The sequence below is a fragment of the Rhizobium sp. USDA 3886 genome (genome assembly GCF_056279785.1).
On record NZ_JBWCDC010000003.1, the window covers coordinates 914,295 to 935,566 of the forward strand.

The following is a 21,272-nucleotide window of genomic DNA, read 5'->3' on the forward strand; positions in this document are numbered from 1 at the left end:
TCCACGCCACGGGGCCGCAAGCCGGGACGTAACAGGGATTTCATGAACGATCCAGCGATCATTGCCCGACGGCGACGAGCGCTCTCTGACCTCGATGCGGCGGAATGACTGGCTGCTCCAACTGTCAAAGCTAAAGCCAATGGGTGCCCTCCACCCGCCCCCTCCCTTCCCTTGCAACCCGGCCAAGCCGGTCCGGTCGGAGCTTGCCTCAGCGCAAGTGGAACATGCCGAGTGTCGCATTTCTAAACGGCTGAAGACGCCCAAAATGACATTTCTACTTTGCGCCGGAGCGGACATTCCAACCTTGCCGCCACATTGTCGCCCTAAATGCCATGGGCGCTCCCCGGCTTGAGTCTAACTTCGATGACAGGGACCACGACCTGGGGTCGGCGCACCGGCAGCGCGAATGTCAGTTCATCCTCACCGACGGGAAACTGGGTGTTCGCCCATAGCGTATTGGCGGACGGGCGCAGCCAGGTGACCTCGCTGGCATCATGAAGGAACTGCGCATATTCGACTTTCCCCGCCAGCGCATCGAAATGCAGGTGGCGGTAGGGCCAGTTGAAGAAGTGGATGTAGAGTCGATCGCCATTCTGGGTCAGGCGGCAGTCGGCCGGAGCGGCGAAATCCGACTGGGTGCAGCCGACGATGCTGTGCTCGTGCAGCGCCATCCACTCCTCATAAGCGGCGAGGGCCGCAATCGCGCGGTCGTCGAGCGTGCCGCGCGCCGTCGGCCCGACGTTCATCAGCAGATTGCCGCCCATGGCAACGGTACCGACCAGCATCTGAACCAATTGTTCCGTGCTTTTCCAGGTGTCCTCGTCGCGGTGATAGCCCCAGGAACCGCTGAGCGTGTGGCACGCTTCCCAGACGACGCGCTTACCATCGCGGAGCGGCCGGGCGCGCGGCGTATATTGCTCCGGCGTCACGATGTCGGGCTGCAAGCCGGCAAGGTCGAGCCGGTTGTTGATGATAATGTCGGGGGCAAGCTCGCGCACGAGGCGCACGAGTTTCTCGCTTTCCCAATCCTGGTGGCCCTTTCCAACCAGTTCTCCGAGCTTCCACTGCGGATAGCTGAAATCGAACCACATGATGTCGATCTGCCCGAACTCAGTCAGCAGTTCGCGGACCTGTTCGCGCATGAAGGCGGCATAGCGGTGCATATCCCTGCCTTCGTTGATTTTCAGCGCATCGGGATGATTGCGCTGCGGGTGGCGCGGATCGACCGTGAAGTCGGGATGATGCCAGTCGATCAGCGAATAGTAGAATCCGATCCTCAGGCCCTCTGCGCGGAAGGCGTCGACGAACGGACCCAGGAGATCTCGTCCATAAGGCGTGTTGGTCACCTTGAAGTCGGTCGCCTTGGTATCCCAGAGGCAGAAGCCTTCATGGTGCTTGGTGGTCAGCACGACATATTTCATGCCGGCCGCCTTTGCGCGTCTGGCCCATTCTCTGGGGTCGTAGAGATCGGGATCGAAGTGATCGAAATATTTCTGGTAGTCGGCGTCGTTCAGTTCTTCGCGGCTCTTGACCCATTCATGGCGTGCCGGCAGTGCGTAAAGCCCCCAATGCACGAACATGCCGAACCGGTCGTGGACGAACCAGGCCTTCTTCTCCTCGGGCAGGGCCAGTGACTGCAGATTGCTGATATCCATCGGATATTCCTCCTGTTGATCGGGAGTTCAGGTCGTTTCGCGGATGATGAGCTCGGGCACGATGACGATGCCGTGCTGACGGTTTCTGGTGGCGATGCGGCTGAGCAGCAGACGCACGGCTTCCTCCCCCATTTCGCGTTTTTGCACCCGCAGGGTGGTGAGCGCCGGAGACAGCAGTTCCGCAGTCGGAATATCGTCGAAACCGATCAGGGCGATTTGCCCGGGGATCGAAACGCCGGCGGCCCGGCAGGCCTTCATGGCGCCGATTGCGTTAAGGTCGTTGTAGCAGACAAGGGCATCGATGCCTGGCGTCTCCGCCAGCAATTGCGCGGCCGCCGTTTGCCCGCCTGCTGCCGTAGGGTCGCAATAAACGATGCCTTGTGCCTTGAGCCCGTGGGCCGACAGCGTCTTGCGAAATCCGACAAGACGGCTCTTGCCGCCAAACGAACTGCGCGGGCCGGCGATGATTGCGATCCTGCGGCGCCCGCGCTCGAACAGATGGTCGATGGCGCGTGACGCTCCCGTCTCGTAGTCGGTGACAATCGTGCCGGCGACCTCGTTGGGCGCCTCGCGGTTGATGAGCACCACGGCGCGGTGAGGCGCAAGCGCCTTGTGAAGCGCGGCGTCAGGCAGCCGCGGGCTGCAGACGATGATCCCGTCGACCCGGTGCCGCAGCAGCGTTTCGATGAGTTCCTCCTCCCGCTTGCTGTTTTCGACGACATTGGACAGGAGCAGGTTGTAGCCGGCAGCGCTCGCGGCATCCTCGGCTCCTCTGATAACTTCGGGAAAGAACGGATTGGTGATGTCGGGAACGAGAAGGCCGATGGCCCTCGATCGATCGGACCGCAATCCGCGCGCAAAGGGATTGGGCCGATAATTGAGCTCGCTCGCCGCCAAAATAATCCGTTGGCTTGTCTCCGCACTGGCTCCGCCCCGATCATTGAGCACGCGCGATACCGTCATCGGCGACACCCCTGCGGCGCGGGCGACATCGGCAATGGTTATTTTGGATTCTGGCTCTTTAGGGCGGTTCAACTGGATGGTCTCATCAAAAGGGGCAGGAACTTACGATAACGATAACTAACATAATTTCCGGGAAAGCCAAGGCGGATATGGGCAGAGATAGGGCGCCGAGAATCTCTTTGACAAGATTGAACGGTAACGATAACGTTCGCAAAAGAGGAGAACACGTTAACGATAACCTAGAGCAGAATATCGGGAGGAAGGAATGCAACACAGAAACTTAAGACGGCAGGTTGTCTCGACCGTTGCCGCGGCGATCCTCATGGGTGCCGGCTTGGCCGGTGCCGCATTCGGTTTTGAGGAGTCGCCGGAACTAAAGGCGTTGGTCGATGCCGGCAGGCTGCCGCCGGTCGAGAAGCGGCTGCCCAAGGAGCCGCTGGTGCTCACTCCGCTTGAATCGGTCGGCAGCTATGGCGGCACTTGGCGCACGGCCACCTTTGGCGGTGGCGACAGCGAGATCGAGCGTTCGATCGGCTATACAAGACTGGTCCGCTGGAATCCGGAATGGACCGAGGTGATTTCCCGATATCGCCAAGAGCGTCGAGGTCAATGCAAATGCCACCGAATATACGTTCACCTTGCGGGAAGGCACGCGCTGGTCGGACGGCGAGCCGTTTACCGCAGACGATCTTGTGTGGTGGAACGAGAACGTGCTTCGCAACACCAAGATCACCCCTGCGGCACCCAACTGGCTGACTGCGGGCGGAGAGACCGTCAAGGTCGAAAAGCTCGCCGACGACAAGGTCGTGTTCAAGTTCGTCGCGCCGAACGGCCTGTTCCTGATGAACATGGCCACCGTGCGCGGCTCCGATATTCTGGCGGCCGCACCGGCGCATTACCTCAAACAATTCCACAAGGATTTCAATGCCGGCGGCATCGACGCCCTGGTGAAGGCAGCCGGCGCAACCGACTGGGTCCAGCTCTTCAACAACAAGATCGGGTTTCCCGGCCGCTGGCGCGATCTCGGCCGTCCAACGCTCGATGCCTGGGTGTTGACCGCGCCCTATAACGGCACCACTCAGGTCGTCGCGGAACGCAATCCATACTATGCCAAGGTGGATACCGCAGGAAACCAGCTGCCTTATTTCGATCGGATCACCATCGATGTGATGCAGGATACCCAGGCCATCATTCTGAAGGCGATCAGCGGCGAAATCGACATGCAGAACCGCTTCGTCGAGACGACGGACGCCCGTACGGTGATCGTGCAGAACCAGGAGAAAGGCGGTTACGGCCTGTTCATCGCCCGGCCGGCGTGGTCGAACGCCCTGCTGATCACACTCAACCAGACCCACAAGAATCCGGCCTTGCGCGCTGTCTTTTCCAACAAGGATTTCCGCATCGGCCTCAGCTACGCCATCAACCGCGAAGAGCTTAACCAGCTGATCTATGCCGGACAGGCCAAGCCTTATCAGGCAGCGCCGCGTGAAGGCACTGCGCTCTACGACGAGAAGATGGCGACGCAGTATCTGGAGTATAATGTCGATCTCGCCAATCAGTATCTCGACAAGGCCGGCCTTACCAAACATGACGCCGAAGGCTATCGCCTCGGCCAGGACGGCAAGCGGATTACTTTTGCGATCGACGCCTTGACCGGAAGCCCGATCCAGGTGGACGCCCTCGAGATGATCCAGCGCTACTGGCGGGCTGTCGGCATCGACATGCAGCCCCGCCCAGCTGAACGTTCGCTGATCTTCTCCCGCCTGCAGAACAATGAGAATGACGGCCTTGGATGGGTCGGCGGCGGTGGCTACGACTTCCTCGGCCTGCTCGATCCAAAATGGTATTTCCCGCACGAATACGAATCGAGCTTCGCGACAGCCTGGGGCCTCTATTACCAGAATCCTAAAGATCCGAACGCGCAAGAACCGAGCCCCGCTGCCAAGAAGCAGATGGATTTCTACCGGCAGGTGAAGGAAGCGCCGACGCTCGAAAAGCAGTTGGCCGCGATGAAGGAACTGCTGGCGATCACCCGTGACGAATTCTACGTCATCGGCACAAACCTGGAGCCGGACCGCGTCGGAATCGTCAAGACCAATATGCGCAATGTCCCGAAGGTCATTCCCAGCACATCGTTCTACATGACGCCGGGACCGGCAAAGCCCGAGACCTTCTACTACCAGCAATAACGGAACGCGACCGACAGGGATGGCGTCTACGGGCGCCACCCCACCGACACCAGCCCAGTCCCAATCATCCAATCCGATCGGCGATCGCCGATTGAAGGAGCTTGACCATGGCCGGCTTCATCATCAGACGCCTGCTTTATATGATCCCGATGATGTTTGCGATCTCTGTCGTGACTTTCATCATCATCCAGTTGCCGCCCGGCGACTTCCTGACCGCGATGACCGCGCGTCTTGCCTCCCAGAACGAAACGATCGATCCTAGCGTCATCGCCGGCCTGCGTGAGCGTTATGGCCTCGATCAACCCTGGGCGGTGCAATACTGGAAATGGATCAGCGGCATCCTGCTGCGCGGCGATTTCGGCCAGTCCCTCGATTGGAACAAGCCGGTCAGCGAGCTGATCTGGGCCCGCATGGGCATGACCATGGTAGTCTCGGTCACCACGCTCCTCTTCGTATGGGCGGTGGCCTTTCCGATCGGCATCTATTCGGCCGTGCGGCAATATTCGGTGGGAGATTACTTCGCCACTTTCTTTGGCTTTCTCGGCCTTGCCATCCCGAACTTCCTGCTGGCGCTGGTGCTGATGTATGTTTCGGCACAGTATTTCGGCCAAAGTACCGGCGGGCTGTTTTCGCCCGCCTATATCAACGCCGTCTGGAGCTGGGCCAAGCTCGGCGATCTCATCTCGCATATGTGGATACCAGTCGTCGTGCTGGGCACGGGTGCCACCGCGGCGCTGATCCGGATCATGCGCGCCAACCTGCTCGACGAACTCAACAAGCCCTATGTCGATATGGCCCGCGCCCGGGGCTTGAGCGAAATCCGGCTGCTGTTGAAATATCCGGTGCGGGTGGCGCTCAACCCGTTCGTGTCGACCGTCGGCTGGGTGCTGCCGCACCTCGTCTCCGGCTCGGTGGTGGTCTCAATCGTCCTCAGCCTACCGATCACCGGGCCACTGCTGCTCAACGCCCTCTTTGCCCAGGACATGTATCTGGCCGGCACGTTCATCCTGCTGATGAGCATGTTGACGCTGATCGGCACCCTGATTTCGGACCTGCTGCTCGCCTGGCTCGATCCACGCATTCGCAACGGCTGAAGGACGACACCAATGACCGATCAAGCCATCGCGCTATCACCTGAACTGATCCAGAATTCCGACGCGGTCGCCGGGCAGTGGAAGCTGATCTGGCGGCGCTTCTGTCGCCATCGCTTGGCGCTGGCGGCCGGCGTCGTCATCTTCCTAATTTACCTGGTCGCCATGTTTGCCGAGGTTCTCGCCCCGGTTTCGTCGCAGACCTACGATTCCCGCTATACCTATGCGCCGCCGCAGCGGATCAAGTTCGCCGGCTACGACGCGGCCGGGCAGTTTCATCCCCTCTACGTCAACGATTATTCGATGAAGGTTGACCCGATCGCGCTCAGCCGCAATTACGTGCCCGATCCGGCCGTCGTTATCCCCCTCGGCTTCTTCGTCAAGGGCGAACCCTACCGGCTCTGGGGGCTGTTCGATTTCGACCGGCACCTGATCGGCCCAATCGAGATGGGCAAACCATTCTACCTGTTCGGCGCCGACCGGCTCGGTCGCGACGTCTTCAGCCGGACGGTCCACGGCACGCGCGTTTCGATGTCCGTGGGGCTGATCGGGGTGGCAATCAGCCTCATCCTCGGCATCATCCTGGGCGGCATCTCGGGCCTCTACGGCGGCTGGGTGGACGATGTGATCCAGCGCTCCATCGAACTCATCAACTCTATCCCGACCATCCCGCTGTGGATGGGCCTTGCGGCTGCCGTTCCGATCAGCGCCGATCCGATCCTGGTCTATCTCTGGATCACGATCATCCTGTCACTGATCGGCTGGACCGACCTGGCGCGGGTGGTGCGCGGGCGCTTCCTGTCGCTCAAGACGGAAGACTTCGTGATTGCCGCCCGTCTCGATGGCTGTTCGCAGATGCGCATCATCTGGCGGCACATGGTTCCGTCCTTCATGAGCCACATCATCGCCTCGGTGACGCTTGCCATCCCGACGATGATCCTCGCGGAAACTGCGCTCTCCTTCCTCGGCATCGGCCTGCGCCCGCCGGTGGTGAGCTGGGGCGTGCTGCTTCAGGAGGCGCAGAACATTCTCGCCGTCTCGAGCGCACCCTGGCTGTTTCTTCCCGGTCTCGCGGTGATCGTCACGGTGCTCGCCCTCAACTTCCTCGGTGATGGATTACGCGATGCTGCAGATCCCTATGAATACTGATCCCAATTTTGCCGCAGCCGGCGGCCGGCACGGGGATCGCGACCCGCTGATCGAGGTCGTTGATCTCAGGACGCATTTCTTCGGTGGTGCGGGCACGATCAAGGCGGTCGACGGCGTCTCCTTTTCCATCCCGCGCGGCAAGACGGTCTGCGTCGTCGGCGAATCCGGTTCGGGCAAGAGCATCACCGGTCGCTCGATCCTCAACCAGGTTCCGCGGGGAGGGCGGGTCGTCTCGGGGGCAATCCGCTACCGGCCGGATCCCGCAGCACCGTCGATCGATCTGGCGGCGCTCGATCCCCGCGGTCATGACATGCGGGCGATCCGCGGTGCCCAGATCGGCCTGATCAGCCAGGAACCGATGGCCGCACTTTCCCCCGTTCATACAATCGGCAACCAGATGGTCGAAGTGATCCGCCTGCATCTGAAGATGGGAAAGAAGGAGGCGCGCGAACATGCCATCGAGACCTTGGCTCTGGTCGGCATACCGCGGCCGGCCGAGCGTATGGAAAGCTATGCCTTCGAGTTTTCCGGCGGCATGCGCCAGCGCGTCTGCATCGCCCTGGCGCTCGCCTGCCGCCCCAGACTGCTGATCGCCGACGAACCGACTACGGCGCTCGATGTGACCACCCAGGCCAATATCCTCGATCTCCTGGCTTCGCTGCAGGCCGAATTCGGGCTCTCGGTGCTGTTCGTGACCCATGATCTCGGTGTGGTGGCCGAAATCGCCGACGAGGTCGTCGTCATGTATGTCGGCCGGGTCGTGGAGGCAGGCAATGTCGACACGATCTTCCACGCACCTATTCATCCGTACACCAAGGCGCTGCTGCAATCGGTGCCGCGCATGCATGGGCAACCCACCGAACGGCTCGCGATCATCGATGGCATGGTGCCCTCGCGGTTCAACCGGCCCCCAGGCTGCAGCTTTCATCCCCGATGCAAAGAGGCGAGGGCCGGCCTGTGCGACCAGAGGGATCCGCAGCCCGTCGTCATCAGCGACGGGCATGTCGCCAGCTGTCTGCTTTACGAAGGAAGACAATGATGGCCGATCCCATGACACAACCAAGCCCGCTGCTCGAACTGAACGATCTCAGGATGCATTTCCCCATTCGCAAGGGCGCATTCCGGCGTGTGGTCGGACACGTGAAGGCGGTCGACGGCGTTTCGCTTCGTGTCGAGGATGGCGAAACACTCGGCATTGTCGGGGAATCCGGCTGCGGCAAGTCCACGCTTGCCCGCACGGTGCTGCGCATCTATCAGCCGACAAGCGGCGAAATCCGTTATCGCAATCGCAGCGGCGGCACTGTCGATCTCGCGGCGTTGTCGGGTTCTGCGCTCGACGAAATCCATCGCGACCTGCGAATCGTGTTTCAGGATCCGCAATCCTCGCTCAATCCGCGCCTTCCCGTCATCGACATCATCGGCGAGGTGCTGAGCGCCAACGGCATTGCCAAGGGCCGGGAGCTCGAGCACCGGGTCGCCGAGCTGATGCAGAGCGTCGGCCTGCGGCCCGAATATATGCACCGCTATCCGCATGCGTTCTCCGGCGGCGAACGCCAGCGCATCGGCATCGCCCGGGCGCTGGCCTCCAATCCGCGCCTGGTGATCGCCGATGAGGCCGTTTCGGCGCTCGACGTCAGTGTGCAGGCACAAACCATCAACCTCCTGCAGGATCTGCAGGAACAGTTCGGTCTGACCTATCTCTTCGTCGCCCACGATCTCTCGGTCGTCCGGCACATCTCGGACAATATCGCCGTCATGTATGTCGGCCGGGTCGTCGAAAAGGCTCCGGCGGAGCAGATCTTCTCACGCCCGCTTCACCCCTACACCGAAGCGTTGCTCTCGGCGGTGCCGATCGCCGATCCGAGGATGCGCCGCCACGGCCAGCGCATCCGGCTGGCGGGCGAGGTTGCTGACCCCGCCCATCCGCCTCCCGGCTGCGCATTTCATCCGCGCTGCCGCTACGCCACCGAGCTTTGCAAGCAGGAGGTGCCGGGCTTACGCACCGTCACGGCCGATGGTCATGCAGTGGCCTGTCATTACGCCGAATCCCTGACGCTTAATCCCTTTGCCGACCGTATCGTTCCGGAGTTCAATTGATGCCCGAATTCATTCCCCGCTCCGAGCAGCGTCCTATCGTGGATACCTCCTCCGCGACGCTCGATCTCATTTACTTCGATCTTGTCACGCTTCCGGCCAACGGCCGGGACACGCGGCGGCTGCCCGTGCACGAAAGCCTCTACGTCGTGCTGTCGGGTCAGGTGGATATCGAGGTGGATGACATCAGGTTCGAAGCGGTGGGCCGGCGAGCCGATATCTGGGGAGGCGATGCTGACTCGGTCTATGCGCCGGTCGGTGCCAACGTCCGGATATCGGCTCGTGGCGCGGCAGCGGAAGTCGCCATCGCCGGCGGCATCTGCGACACGCGCTACACCCCGTTTCGCGTCACGCCTGATGAGGTCGACGCGGTCAATGTCGGCTCGTCGGACACGCATAGCCAGCGGCGGATCGTCCACCTGCTCGGCCAACGACAGAACGGACGCTGCGGCAACCTCCTGGTGAGTGAACTCTATGCCGGCGAAGGGTGCTGGTCCGGTTATCCCCCCCATAAGCACGATACGGAAGACGGCGACGTCGAGACCCGGCACGAAGAACTATATCACTACCGCTTCCAGCCCGAGACCGGCTTCGGCAGCCAGCTCACTTATGACGAAGATGGGCCGGTCAAGATCCTCATGACCCGCAACGGCGACACCTTCCTGCTCGACCGGGGTTACCACCCGACCGTCACCTCCCCGGGGCACCGGGGGTATATCTTCACCATCCTTGTCGGCAAGCACCGCCGGGGGCTGATCCAGCGCTTCGATCCCGCCCATCAGCATCTGACCAAAACCATCCCCGGCATCGACGCGATGCGCGACAAGTTCAAATAACCCGGCTCCGGGCCTCGTGTGCCGGCATTGCGGCGCACCGCCAAACTTCCGCTTAAGGAGAGACGACCATGCGTGAACGTACGCGAATAAACGTTGATGCCAGTGAAGCGGTGCGCCCGTTCAACCGGTTCTGGCGCGGCACCGGCTTTTCGCCGGCCGAGCTGCTGCTCGAGCCCGAGATGCGCCAGATGCTTGCCTATATCGGCGGCCTTCCGAACGAAGGCATCAGGTTCCTGCGTGTGCACTATCTCTACAATCTGCTGAACTCGACCGGCGGGGCCGGCTATGACTGGTCGCTGCTGGACCGCGCGCTCGACGTGATGATTGAACACCGGCTGAAGCCGTTCTTCGAGCTGATGGGAAACCCGTCGGGTGTCTTCACCGATTACGAGGACATGGATCAGGTCAAGCGCTGGCGGGACCTGGTGACGGCAACGGTCGACCGCTATGGCGCGCGCTACGGCATGGACGAATTGCGCACATGGTATTTCGAAACGACGAATGAAGCCGACTCCGGCTGGTGGACCTATGGGGTCAAGGGCTACACCAACTACTACGACGCCTGCGTCGCCGGGCTCGATGCCATCGACCCGGCCCTGCCCATGGGCGGGCCCGGCACCGCCCGCACGCTCTCGCCGATCTTTCGCGCCCTCGTTGCCCATTGCGACAGCGGCACGAGCTGCCTGACCGGTGATGGTCCGCCGCGCATCGACTATATCTCGATCCACGAGAAGGGCGTCAACGGCAGCAAGGAGGACCTGACGCCGAAGACGGGCGCCATCGTCGACCGCACGCTGCTCGTCGTCGACTATCTCAAGGAGCATCATCCGCGCCTCGCCGGCCTGCCCATCGTCAACGATGAATGCGATCCGCAACTCGGCTGGAGTGATTATCACAGCTGGCACGGCAAGGCCTATTACGCCGGTATCATCGCCCGCATCGTCGAACAGCACGACCGGCGCATCATCGCGCCAAAAACGGCGAATTTCTCCTTCCTCAGCAATGACCACGCCTTTATCGGCGGCTGGGGCCAGCGCACGATCTTTGCCTATTTCGGTTCGCGCAATTTCACCAAGGCGCAGTGGGAGCACAAGACCGATCTGAACACGCTGGTCACGGATATCGATCGCGCGCCGCCCTTCGACATCATCAAGAAGCCCGGCCTCACATCCATGGAATTGCTGGCAATGCTTGGCGATACCGTTTGCAAGGTGACGGCCGAACCGCCGCTTGCTCCCGACGCGGATGGGCTGGCGATCCTGCCGACACGGCTGCCGGGCGGCGGCGCTTCCATCACCCTCATCCATAGCGTCGATGCCATCAACCGTTCGGGCCGGACCGCCGTTCGTCTCGAGGTTAACGGGCTGGTTCCCGGCCGCCACGCGCTTTGCCTGCTGCGCATCGACGAGGAATTCACCAATCCGATGGAGGTCTGGGAGGCGCAGCGCGACGAAAGCAATCCACGCGGGCTGTTCGAGCCGGTCGGCGCGCCGCCCGCACCGACGGAGGCGCAGTTTGCCGAGCTGCGCCGCGCGCAGGAGCCCGCCTTGCTGCACCCGATCAGTATAGTCGAGTGCGACGGAGGCCGGATCAGTGTCGACCTGGACGTGCCGTTGCCTTCGCTGACGCAAGTGCTCGTCGTTCCCGATATCGGCACGCCCCCCGAGACGCCCACCGGCCTTGCCGTCGAACGTTACCTCGGTCTCGGCGATCGCGAAGAACGAACGCATGCTGTTCTGGGCTGCCGGCGATACCCGCCCGGCCATTTTTTACGATGTGCTGATCAGTGCCGATGGCAAGACTTTTGAACAGGTCAGTTCAGCCCCGCTGATCTCGACGGCATTCCTGCACATGTCGCCGCCCGAGGGCGTGCGTTATGCGGTGCGTGCCCGCGATGCATTTGGCCGCAGCAGCCAGCTCTGTGTTTCCTCGTCATGAACAACGCCGTCTTGCCGGGGATCTGATCCATGGACATTGCCTATTTCACCAAGACCCTGGAGGGCTTGCCGCTTGAGAAGGCGGCCGAGATCACCGCGGGCTTGGGGTTCGACTGCGCCGATCTTCTCGTTCGCGATGGCCATACCGTTTCCCCTGACAGGCCGGAAGGGATCGCCAACGCTATAAAGCTGTTTACTGCGGCTGGCGTGCGCACCCCGATGGCGACCATCGATTCCACGCGGCCCGACGATGCCACATCGCGGCTTCTGGGCTGTTGCGGCGATGCCGGCATCGGGCAGATCCGGCTTGGCTTTTGGCGCTACGATCCGTCGCGGCGCTGGAAGAGCCAGATCGATGAGGCGCGGCGTGAGCTGGAGGGCTTCGAGCGCCTTGCCGAACGGTTCGGCGTCAAGCTGACTGTCCAGCTTCACGGCGGGACCCTGCACAGCTCCGGCGCCCTGGCGGTGCAATTGCTGGCCGGGCGGGATCCCATCAGGATCGGCGCCTATCCCGACCCGGCCAATCAGATCGTTCGGGAGGGGAGCGAGGACTGGCGCATGACCCTCGACATTCTCGATCCGTGGTTCTGCTGCATGGGCGTCAAGAACAGCGGTTGGTTTCCCGGCGCTTATGGGGCCAATGGCCAGCGTGCATGGCATTCGGATTGGTTCGGGCTCGACGAGGGCATGGTGCCCTGGAACGAAATTGTCCCGCATCTGGTGGTCACCGGATTTGCCGGTGTGCTCTCGATGCATTCCCAATACCGGGTTCCCCGAGAACAGGCGCTCGACAAGGTCCGCGCCGATCTTGCCCATTTCCGGCGTCTGATCGCCGCAGCGAAAGAGTAGAACCATGAGCGAACAGGCTCCCGTTATCGCCGTCCTGATGACCGAAAAGACCCGCCGCATGATGCTGGACGATGCGGCCATCGCCCAGTTGAACGCCCTTGGTGAGGTGCGTTGGCCGAGCGGCGTCACAATCGACGTCGCCGATGTCGACCGCCTGTTGCAGGGCGCCGTTGCGTGCCTCACAGGATGGGGCACGCCGCCTTTTGATCCCGCCGCGCGTAAGCGTCATCCGCAGCTCGCCCTTGTCGCCCATTCGGCGGGCAGCATCCGCATGCTGGTCCCGGCGCGTCTGTTCGACGACGGCATTCGCGTCACATATGCCGCCTCGAAAATTGCCGCCTCGGTTGCCGAATTCGTCGTTGCCGAAGCATTGTTGGCCATGCGCGGCATTCATCGGCTGCATCATCAATTGCGCAACGGGGGTGAATGGCTGGACGTGCGCGCAGCCGTGCCGCAAAGGTTGCTTGGCGGCAGAACGGTCGGTATCGTCGGTGCCGGATATGTCGGCCGGGCGGTCATGCGGCTGCTCGTTCCATTCGGCTGCCGCGTGCTGGTCGTCGATCCGTTTCTTGATGACAGCGAAGCCGCTGCGCTCGGCGTTGTCAGTGCCGGGCTGAATGATATGCTTGTCCAAAGCGATGTGATTTCGCTGCATGCGCCTGTTCTTCCCGAAACGCGCCGCATGATCGGCGCCCGCGAACTTGCGTTGCTGCGCCCCGGCACGCTGTTCATCAACACGGCGCGTTCGCAGCTGGTCGACGAGGCGGCTCTGCTCGCTGAGATCCGATCCGGACGTATCGAGGCGGCATTGGACGTCTTTGACGACGAGCCGTTGCCTCCCGATAGCCCTTTCCGCGATCCCGCACTGGCCAATGTCACCATTTCGCCGCACGCCGCCGGTCATACCGAAGAGGCGCATTTCGCCCAGGGCCAAGCCATGGTGGACGAGATCGGCCGGCTTCTTTGCCGGGAACCGCTCCATCACGAAGTGTCCCGCGCCATGCTTGACCGGATGGCATGACCATGGACGGAAGCATTGGAGGTTCCGTGACGGCGCCGCGCATCAGAATCATCGAGATCCACGCCTTCGAGCGCGATATCAGCCTGCGCTTGCCGTTCCGCTTCGGTGCTGCAACCCTCGAAAGAGCGCCGCAGGCCTTCGTCAGGGTACGTGTCGAGGATGAAGAGGGGCGAACCGCCATTGGCGGTGCCGCCGAAATGATGGTGCCGAAATGGTTCGACAAGAACCCGACGCTGACGCCGGCACAAAATGTCGATCAATTGCGCGCCTCGATCCGCGCCGCCGCGGCTGCCTCGCTCGAAGCGTCCGCCCCGACGACATTGTTTGCCGCCGCCCGTCTGAACGAAGCCGAAACCGTGCGGCGCCTGCCTGGAAATCCCTTGGCCGCCTGTTTCGGTCCTTCGCTCATTGCCCGCGCCGTTCTTGATGCCTATTGCCGCCTTGCAGGTATTTCCTTCTTCGATGCGGTGCGCCGCAACCTGGTCGGAATCGGCGGCGCCATGCTGCCCGGCGATATCGGCGCGGATGCTGCGTCCGCGATGCTGGCCAGCCTCCGCCCTGCCGGCTCGATTTCGGCCCGGCATACGATCGGGCTCGTCGACCCGATCACTGACGGCGATATCGTCCATCCCGTCGATGACGGCCTGCCGCAGAACCTCGAGGCGGTGATTGCGCACTATGGCAACCACTGGTTCAAGATCAAGCTTTCAGGCGCGATCGATGCCGATATCGACCGCCTGACGCGGATCGCTGCGGTGCTGGATCGCGTGCCCGACTACCGGGTGACGGTCGACGGCAACGAACAGTTTGTCGCTGCCGAACAACTCGACGCGTTGCTGGCGCGGATCGGGGCAGCACCGCGGCTCGCCAGGCTGCGCGCGGCCATTGCCTTTGTCGAACAGCCGTTCTCGCGCGAGATCACGATGGAAACGCCGCTGGGCGGCCTGGCGGCGCAATTGCCCTTCCTGATCGATGAAAGCGACGATGGCGACGGAGCCTTCACCCGCGCCCGAAGGCTCGGCTATACCGGCGTCTCCTCGAAAACCTGCAAGGGTATTTACCGCTCGCTGCTCAAGGCGATCCGCATGAAAACCGGAACCGTGCCGGGGCTGTTCCTCTCGGGCGAGGACCTGACCTGTCAGGCTGGGCTTGCCGTGCAGCAGGATCTGGCCCTGGTCTCACTTCTCGGCCTATCCCATGTCGAACGCAACGGTCACCACTATGTCGCCGGCATGCAGGGCGCGCCGCAGGCGGAGAAGGCGCGCTTTGCCGCCGCCCATCCCGATCTTTACGAACAGGGCGGTGAAGGACCGCGCCTGGCGATCCGCGACGGCCGGATCGCCATGAGTTCGCTCGGGGCGGTTGGTTATGCAAGCGGCGCCTTACCCGATTTCGATGCGATGGAGCCGCTGTCATGACGTCCGCCAGTATTCAGCATGAGCGAGGGCACGCTGCCGCGCAGAAGGGTATTGAACTCTTCGATCTGTCCGGCAAACGTGCCCTGATCACCGGATCCAGCCAGGGCATCGGGTTTAGCCTGGCTCAGGGCCTGGCGGCAGCGGGTGCCGAAATCGTGCTCAATGGACGTGATTCCGGAAAGCTCGCCGCTGCGGCTGGGGTCATGAGCGCGGCCGGCACGACGCCGCAAACGCTGTTGTTCGACGCGACTGATGCCAACGCGGTGCGTGCCGCCATCGACGGGTTCGAGCAATCCACCGGGCCGATCGACATTCTGGTCAACAATGCCGGCATGCAGCATCGCGGCCCGCTGGAGGAGTTCGATCCTGAGATGTTCGAACTGCTGATGCGCACGAACGTCTCCAGCGCCTTCAATGTGGGGCAGGCCGTCGCTCGCCATATGATCGCCCGCGGACGCGGCAAGATCATCAACATCGCTTCGATCCAGACAGCGCTCGCCCGACCGGGAATTGCGCCCTATACCGCAAGCAAGGGCGCGCTCGGCAATCTTACCAAAGGTATGGCGACCGACTGGGCCCGCCATGGGCTGGCCGTCAATGCCATCGCCCCGGGATATTTCGATACGCCGCTCAACGCGGCGCTCGTCGCCGACGCCGAGTTTTCAAGCTGGATCGGGCGGCGCACGCCGGCCGGCCGCTGGGGCAGACTGGAGGAACTGACGGGCGCCTGTATTTTTCTCGCCTCGGACGCTTCAAGCCATGTCAATGGTCACATACTTTACGTGGATGGAGGCATGTCGGCATGTCTGTGAGAGCCAATAAGTCACCGGCGGAGCTACGGTCGGCGCGCTGGTTTGCATCCGAAGACCTGCGCGGCTTCGGTCATCGCTCGCGTCTTATGCAAATGGGCTACGACGCCAGCGATTGGGCCGGCAAGCCGCTGATCGGCATCCTGTCCACCTGGTCCGATCTCAATCCCTGCCACACCCATTTCAAGCATCGCGTTGAAGACGTGAAGCGCGGCGTGCTGCAGGCCGGCGGCTTTCCAGTGGAGATGCCGGCGCTGGCGCTATCGGAAAACTTCATGAAACCCACGACCATGCTCTATCGCAATCTTCTGGCGATGGAGACCGAAGAGCAGATCCGCGCCCATCCCGTCGATGGCGTGGTGCTGATGGGAGGCTGCGACAAGACCACGCCGGGTCTCATCATGGGCGCACTCAGCGCCGGAGTGCCGATGATCTACCTGCCGGCGGGGCCGATGCTGCGCGGCAATTATGCCGGCCAGCAGCTCGGGTCCGGTTCGGACGCCTGGAAATATTGGGACGAGCGGCGCGCTGGAACGATATCGGACAAGCAATGGGCCGGCATCGAGGCCGGCATTGCGCGCTCCTACGGCCATTGCATGACGATGGGTACCGCCTCCACCATGACCGCGATCGCCGATGCGATGGGTTTGACGCTGACGGGGGCCTCATCCATTCCCGCGCCCGATGCCAACCACATCCGCATGTCGGCCCAGACCGGGCGGCGGATCGTGGAAATGGTCTGGGAGAAGCTGACGCCAGACCGGATCGTGACCCCGGCCGCCGTGCGCAATGCGGCGACCGTGGCCATGGCAACCGGCTGTTCAACCAATGCGGTCATCCATCTGGTGGCCATGGCGCGGCGGGGAGGGGTCGCGTTGACGCTCGACGATCTCGACGCGCTCGGCCGCGCCACGCCGGTCGTGGCCAATATCCGCCCTTCCGGGAAGATCTATCTGATGGAAGATTTCTACTATGCCGGTGGCTTGGTGGCGTTGATGTCGCAGATTCGCGAGCGCCTGGATCTTGGCGTGATGACGGTTTCAGGCGAAACCCTGGGCGCGGCGCTGACCGATGCGAAGGTCTACAATGACGATGTGATCCGGCCGCTTTCCAACCCGATCTACCCGGAGGGATCGTTTGCCGTGCTCAAGGGCAATCTGGCGCCCGATGGCGCGGTGATCAAGCCGGCGGCCTGCGATCCGCGCTTCCATGTCCATCAGGGTCCCGCTCTGGTCTTCGACAGCTACCCGGAAATGAAGGCGGCAGTCGAGGACGAGACGCTGGAGGTGACGCCGGATCATGTGATGGTGCTGCGCAATGCCGGGCCTCTCGGCGGCCCCGGCATGCCAGAGTGGGGTATGCTGCCAATGCCCAAAGCATTGCTGAAGCAGGGCCATCGCGACATGTTGCGGCTGTCGGACGCGCGCATGAGCGGTACCAGCTATGGCGCCTGCGTGCTGCATGTGGCGCCCGAAGCCCATGTCGGCGGCCCGCTCGCTTTGTTGCACAATGGGGACGTTGTCAGGATCGACATTCCCAACCGGCAGCTGGACATGCTGGTTGACGAGGCGGAGCTAACCCGGCGCCGTCTCGCCTGGGTCAAGCCGGCAGACCGCTTCGGTCGTGGTTATGGCTGGATGTACGCCTCCCACGTCAGCCAGGCCGACAAGGGCTGCGATTTCGACTATCTGGTGCCGGAATTCGGTCCGGCAGCGGGGGAACCAGACATTTTCTAGGAGGCATACAAGGATGACCACATTTTCGGACAATACGCGCGACAAACTGATGCAGGTCAGCGTCGCCACCATCAGCACAGCGCTGTTCAAGCGCGGCCTGCGCAACCAGACCATTCAGGATGTGCAGCCGGTCGGCCAGAAAGGCCGGAACATGGTCGGTCCGGCCTATACGCTGCGCTATATTCCGGCGCGCGAAGACCTGAACAAGCTCGAGGTTTTCCGCAATCCGGAGCACCCGCAGCGCGCTTGCGTCGAAAGCTGCGCTCCCGGGGCCGTACTGGTGATGGACAGCCGCAAGAATCCGCGCGCGGCATCCGCCGGCTCGATCCTGGTCTCGCGTCTGATGATGCGGGGCGTGGCGGGCGTCGTCACCGATGGCGGATTTCGCGACAGCCCCGAAATCGCCGGGCTGGCGATACCCGCCTATCACAACCGCCCATCGGCACCGACCAATCTGACGCTGCATCAGGCGCTCGACATCAATGTTCCCATTGGTTGCGGCGATGTGGCGGTCTGGCCCGGCGACATCATGGTGGGCGATGATGAAGCGGTGATCGTCATTCCGGCCGAACTGGCGGACGAAATTGCCGACGAGGCCGTGGAAATGACGGCCTACGAGGATTTCGTGACCGAACAGGTGCTGGCCGGCCAATCCATCATCGGGCTCTATCCGGCGACACAGCCGCGCAATGTCGAGCAATTCGCCCTGTGGCGCGCCAAGCATGGCCGCTAGATCCGGATCCAAATCAAATTAGAGGATGATGTCGTTTGAAAGCCGTTCACACTTTGCGGCATCATGCTGTAGAGCGCCGCGCATCCTGAAGAGCACTTTGATTTCGGTGGTCCTTTTCTTGTTTCGAATTAAATACTGAAGTTCCATAATAGCGGCTTATGCCAAAAGAGTTTCAAACAAAGCCAGCGGCTTAGCTAAACGAGGCCAGGATGTCGACGGTTCTGATCCCTTCAAGGCGGACAAGCAGTGGTTCGAATTTGCCTGAAGCCGCGACGGCCGGCCCGCCCCGTTTGCGCTTCGTTGCGGGCTCGGATGCATCGTGCCATTCGGCAATTTCACCCGTTCAGACGCTCCTTGCAGATCGTCTCAACGAGCCCCTGCAGGTTCTTCACGTGCGTGACAAGCCACTGCAGCTCTTCATTGCTGATCGTGTATTTCGAGGAATAGCGCGCCTCGATATAGGCCCGCGACAACAGCTCGAAAGTGCGGCGGGCAAAGCGGGTGTCGCGCGGCCAGGCGGCGACCAGCCGGGCATCGGCACTTTCGGCTTGTGAGCGCAGCACCTTGATTCGGTGAGACTTCGGACTGTAGAGGGTCGAGACCAAAAGTACACAGTGGTAAAAGTGTTCCGTTGCCTGGTGCATCATGAAGGACGCGTGGTTGTCGTCTTGTTGTGCAAGGTAAAACTCTGCGCCCTTTAAAAATTTCGTGCCGCTTGCGAACCACTGATCGAAATACCGCTGTGCCTCAGCCCTTGCCTCCTCCGCTGTCAGCGCCTTCGGCTGGGCGAGGGGATGGCCGGGCTCCTCGTAGAGCACGATGCCATCTCTGGCGATGTCGGTAAAGAACGGCCGGCCGCGTGCCAGCTGATCGTTGACGTCTGCCAGGCAGTGTACGATCGGGATCACCGGCGTTTCGATCCGGTGGCTGATCTGCTCCTGCAGCAATCGTTCCTCCAGCGCCTCCCACAGCTCATGCTCCTCGGCAAAGCTCTTGGTGTTGACGACGATGAGAAGATCATAATCGGAGCAGCCGCTTGAGCGATCCTCGACCCAGTCGCCGCGGGAAAACGAGCCGTAGAGCACCACCTTGAGCACCTTGCCGGCCGCCTTCTTGCCGGACAGCTTCGTGGCGCGGAACTGCTCGACCTCGAAAAACAGGATCTGCAGAACCCGGGCAAGCTCGCGGCGCTTCTTGTCGGGCAGGTGGTCGAGATGGTCTGTCAGGGTCACTGCCGCGTCAAAGCCTTCGGTGGGAATCGTATCCATCGTAGCGGCTCATCGGTTGTTGCGCATATAAACTCTTTACGCGTGTAGTTCGTGGACTGCAACCGGAATATGTCGAAAAAATACCGGAGACTCCATCACCTTCTCGGTCCTAGGTGGGTAAGCGAGACGGGTGATGAGGATTGCTTGTAATGACCGGCCGCCGCTGAGCTGCGCGAGAGACGGCGCAAGAAATCACGAGCTCTCTTTCGTCGGGCGGTCGAGTAGTTCCCGCTGCGCGGGTAACTCATAACCACTCATTCTGGATAGCCGCAATCTTTCTAGTCCAAGAATCGAATGGAGCTAGCGTCGAACGCTGGCTGCGGAAGGCTGCCGGGCTTCGCTGATCTTATACATGGTTTGGGGCATTGCGACCTCCGGTCGTTTCTGGCGCGCGAAGCACTACAGCATGGCTCCCGCATCTGTATCCCTGCCTTGTACGCTTCACTTCCGATAATTGATAATTATCGGAAGTGAGAGAGGGCCACCAAACGCTGTATGACTGCGCCACATATGGCCGAATAAATTGCGCTGAACCGCGACGCCCCAGAAGCGGGCCATATTCGGCGATGGTTCCGTGTGGGTGAGATAAATAGTCATCTGATAATCCTTGAAAACGACAGAAATATAATCGCATCGCTGATTTTCAAGACACAGATAATCCGTCCGCGACCGGCGGGCGAGGAGACGGCCGCAGCGCGATTTTCATTGACAGGTGTTGATAAATATATCAACATGGACCATATGCCAGACAATGTCCGTGCAGTATCGTGGATCAAGGCCGCCCGGAAAGACTTTGAGGATTTTCCGCCCGGCGCACAGATCGAAATGGCGCGGGCGTTGAATGTGGTGGCCGCGGGCGGCCATCCCGATATCGCAAAGCCGCTGACGGGCCTCGGATCGGGCGTGCTTGAGCTGGCATTGAAGCACCGGGGCGACGCTTTCCGCGTCGTCTACGTGCTGCAGATCGATACGGACATATGGGTTGTCCATGCGTTTCAGAAAAAATCGAAGTCGGGCATTGCGACGCCAAAAGCCGAAAACGATCTGATCCGCGAACGACTAAAACGACTGAAGGAGGCTTTACGATGAGCGATGATTTTGAACTGGTCCGGGGCAGCGACAACATCTTCCGCGACTTCAATATGCCAAACCCGGAGCTGGAGCATCTTCGGGCGACTCTGGCGGCGCAGATTATCAAGACGCTCGACAAGCGAAAGCTGTCGGTGCGTGAAGCCGGAACGCTGACCGGAATCAACTACACCGAATTCTCCCGCATCCGCCGCGTCAAGCTGGGCGGCTTCACGGTCGATCGCATGTGGAAGATGCTCGACCTTCTCGGCCAGACGGTGGACGTGAAGGTCAAAGTCCATCCGGCCGCAAAGCCGCCGCGGGCTGTGCACGCCCATGCGTAAGATCCGCAGCCGCTGAAAGGGCTGCTCCGGGTGACATCCCAATCTCCCTGATTCGAAGGCAGGGAATCACGGCAAACAGCGTTCAACGGACCTGCTCTAGTGCGGGCGTCAA

The 21,272-nt window shown here is 61.7% G+C and carries 15 protein-coding genes and 3 pseudogenes; 15 read left to right on the top strand and 3 right to left on the bottom strand.

Annotated features, from left to right (window positions below):
* Positions 1-323: 323 nt before the first annotated feature.
* Both ACZ9BX_RS27230 and ACZ9BX_RS27235 read right to left on the bottom strand, forming a co-directional pair.
* Positions 324-1,661, bottom strand: a pseudogene (locus tag ACZ9BX_RS27230) (alpha-L-fucosidase); the annotation flags it as partial.
* A 21-nt stretch (positions 1,662-1,682) separates the two neighbouring features.
* On the bottom strand, positions 1,683-2,690 hold the full coding sequence (locus tag ACZ9BX_RS27235) for a LacI family DNA-binding transcriptional regulator (RefSeq protein ID WP_476221265.1): 1,008 nt from the start codon (positions 2,688-2,690) through the stop codon (positions 1,683-1,685).
* A 193-nt stretch (positions 2,691-2,883) separates the two neighbouring features.
* Between ACZ9BX_RS27235 and ACZ9BX_RS27240 the strand changes: the two are divergent.
* The 13 genes and pseudogenes from ACZ9BX_RS27240 to ACZ9BX_RS27300 all read left to right on the top strand — a co-directional run bounded on the left by ACZ9BX_RS27240 (position 2,884) and on the right by ACZ9BX_RS27300 (position 18,480).
* Positions 2,884-4,807: pseudogene (locus tag ACZ9BX_RS27240) on the top strand (ABC transporter substrate-binding protein).
* Positions 4,808-4,914: 107 nt separating this feature from the next.
* Entirely contained in the window at positions 4,915-5,901 is a 987-nt protein-coding gene (locus ACZ9BX_RS27245; protein WP_476221267.1) for an ABC transporter permease, read from the top strand.
* Positions 5,902-5,913: 12 nt separating this feature from the next.
* On the top strand, positions 5,914-7,047 hold the full coding sequence (locus tag ACZ9BX_RS27250) for an ABC transporter permease (RefSeq protein WP_476221269.1): 1,134 nt from the start codon (positions 5,914-5,916) through the stop codon (positions 7,045-7,047).
* The gene (locus tag ACZ9BX_RS27255) at positions 7,037-8,086 is read left to right on the top strand and encodes an ABC transporter ATP-binding protein (protein ID WP_476221271.1); all 1,050 of its coding nucleotides are present in this window, start codon (positions 7,037-7,039) and stop codon (positions 8,084-8,086) included. The genes ACZ9BX_RS27250 and ACZ9BX_RS27255 overlap by 11 nt, the downstream gene beginning before the upstream one ends.
* Positions 8,086-9,144 carry an ABC transporter ATP-binding protein gene (locus ACZ9BX_RS27260; protein WP_476223060.1) on the top strand — a complete coding sequence of 353 codons (1,059 nt, stop codon included), beginning with the start codon at positions 8,086-8,088 and terminating at the stop codon, positions 9,142-9,144. The genes ACZ9BX_RS27255 and ACZ9BX_RS27260 overlap by 1 nt, the downstream gene beginning before the upstream one ends.
* Positions 9,144-9,977: a 5-deoxy-glucuronate isomerase gene (locus ACZ9BX_RS27265; RefSeq protein ID WP_476221273.1), complete on the top strand. Its 834-nt coding sequence runs from the start codon at positions 9,144-9,146 to the stop codon at positions 9,975-9,977. Before ACZ9BX_RS27260 ends, ACZ9BX_RS27265 begins: the two co-directional genes overlap by 1 nt.
* A gap of 68 nt (positions 9,978-10,045) precedes the next feature.
* Positions 10,046-11,915, top strand: a pseudogene (locus ACZ9BX_RS27270) (GH39 family glycosyl hydrolase).
* A 29-nt stretch (positions 11,916-11,944) separates the two neighbouring features.
* Positions 11,945-12,763 carry a sugar phosphate isomerase/epimerase family protein gene (locus ACZ9BX_RS27275; protein WP_476221275.1) on the top strand — a complete coding sequence of 273 codons (819 nt, stop codon included), beginning with the start codon at positions 11,945-11,947 and terminating at the stop codon, positions 12,761-12,763.
* Between the two features lie 4 nt (positions 12,764-12,767).
* Entirely contained in the window at positions 12,768-13,784 is a 1,017-nt protein-coding gene (locus tag ACZ9BX_RS27280) for a hydroxyacid dehydrogenase (RefSeq protein WP_476221277.1), read from the top strand.
* Positions 13,781-15,202 carry an enolase-like domain-containing protein gene (locus ACZ9BX_RS27285; RefSeq protein ID WP_476221279.1) on the top strand — a complete coding sequence of 474 codons (1,422 nt, stop codon included), beginning with the start codon at positions 13,781-13,783 and terminating at the stop codon, positions 15,200-15,202. Before ACZ9BX_RS27280 ends, ACZ9BX_RS27285 begins: the two co-directional genes overlap by 4 nt.
* On the top strand, positions 15,199-16,014 hold the full coding sequence (locus ACZ9BX_RS27290) for an SDR family oxidoreductase (RefSeq protein ID WP_476221281.1): 816 nt from the start codon (positions 15,199-15,201) through the stop codon (positions 16,012-16,014). The genes ACZ9BX_RS27285 and ACZ9BX_RS27290 overlap by 4 nt, the downstream gene beginning before the upstream one ends.
* The gene (gene araD / locus ACZ9BX_RS27295) at positions 16,005-17,747 is read left to right on the top strand and encodes an L-arabinonate dehydratase (RefSeq protein WP_476221283.1); all 1,743 of its coding nucleotides are present in this window, start codon (positions 16,005-16,007) and stop codon (positions 17,745-17,747) included. Before ACZ9BX_RS27290 ends, araD begins: the two co-directional genes overlap by 10 nt.
* A gap of 13 nt (positions 17,748-17,760) precedes the next feature.
* A complete protein-coding gene (locus ACZ9BX_RS27300; RefSeq protein ID WP_476221285.1) occupies positions 17,761-18,480 on the top strand; it encodes a ribonuclease activity regulator RraA in 720 nt (239 codons plus the stop codon).
* A 335-nt stretch (positions 18,481-18,815) separates the two neighbouring features.
* On the opposite strand, the gene ACZ9BX_RS27305 is transcribed toward ACZ9BX_RS27300, so the two are convergent.
* On the bottom strand, positions 18,816-19,748 hold the full coding sequence (locus ACZ9BX_RS27305; protein ID WP_476221286.1) for a HEPN domain-containing protein: 933 nt from the start codon (positions 19,746-19,748) through the stop codon (positions 18,816-18,818).
* Between the two features lie 732 nt (positions 19,749-20,480).
* Between ACZ9BX_RS27305 and ACZ9BX_RS27310 the strand changes: the two genes are divergently transcribed.
* Entirely contained in the window at positions 20,481-20,837 is a 357-nt protein-coding gene (locus tag ACZ9BX_RS27310; RefSeq protein WP_476221288.1) for a type II toxin-antitoxin system RelE/ParE family toxin, read from the top strand.
* The gene (locus tag ACZ9BX_RS27315; RefSeq protein ID WP_476221290.1) at positions 20,834-21,160 is read left to right on the top strand and encodes a helix-turn-helix domain-containing protein; all 327 of its coding nucleotides are present in this window, start codon (positions 20,834-20,836) and stop codon (positions 21,158-21,160) included. The genes ACZ9BX_RS27310 and ACZ9BX_RS27315 overlap by 4 nt, the downstream gene beginning before the upstream one ends.
* Positions 21,161-21,272: the final 112 nt, after the last annotated feature.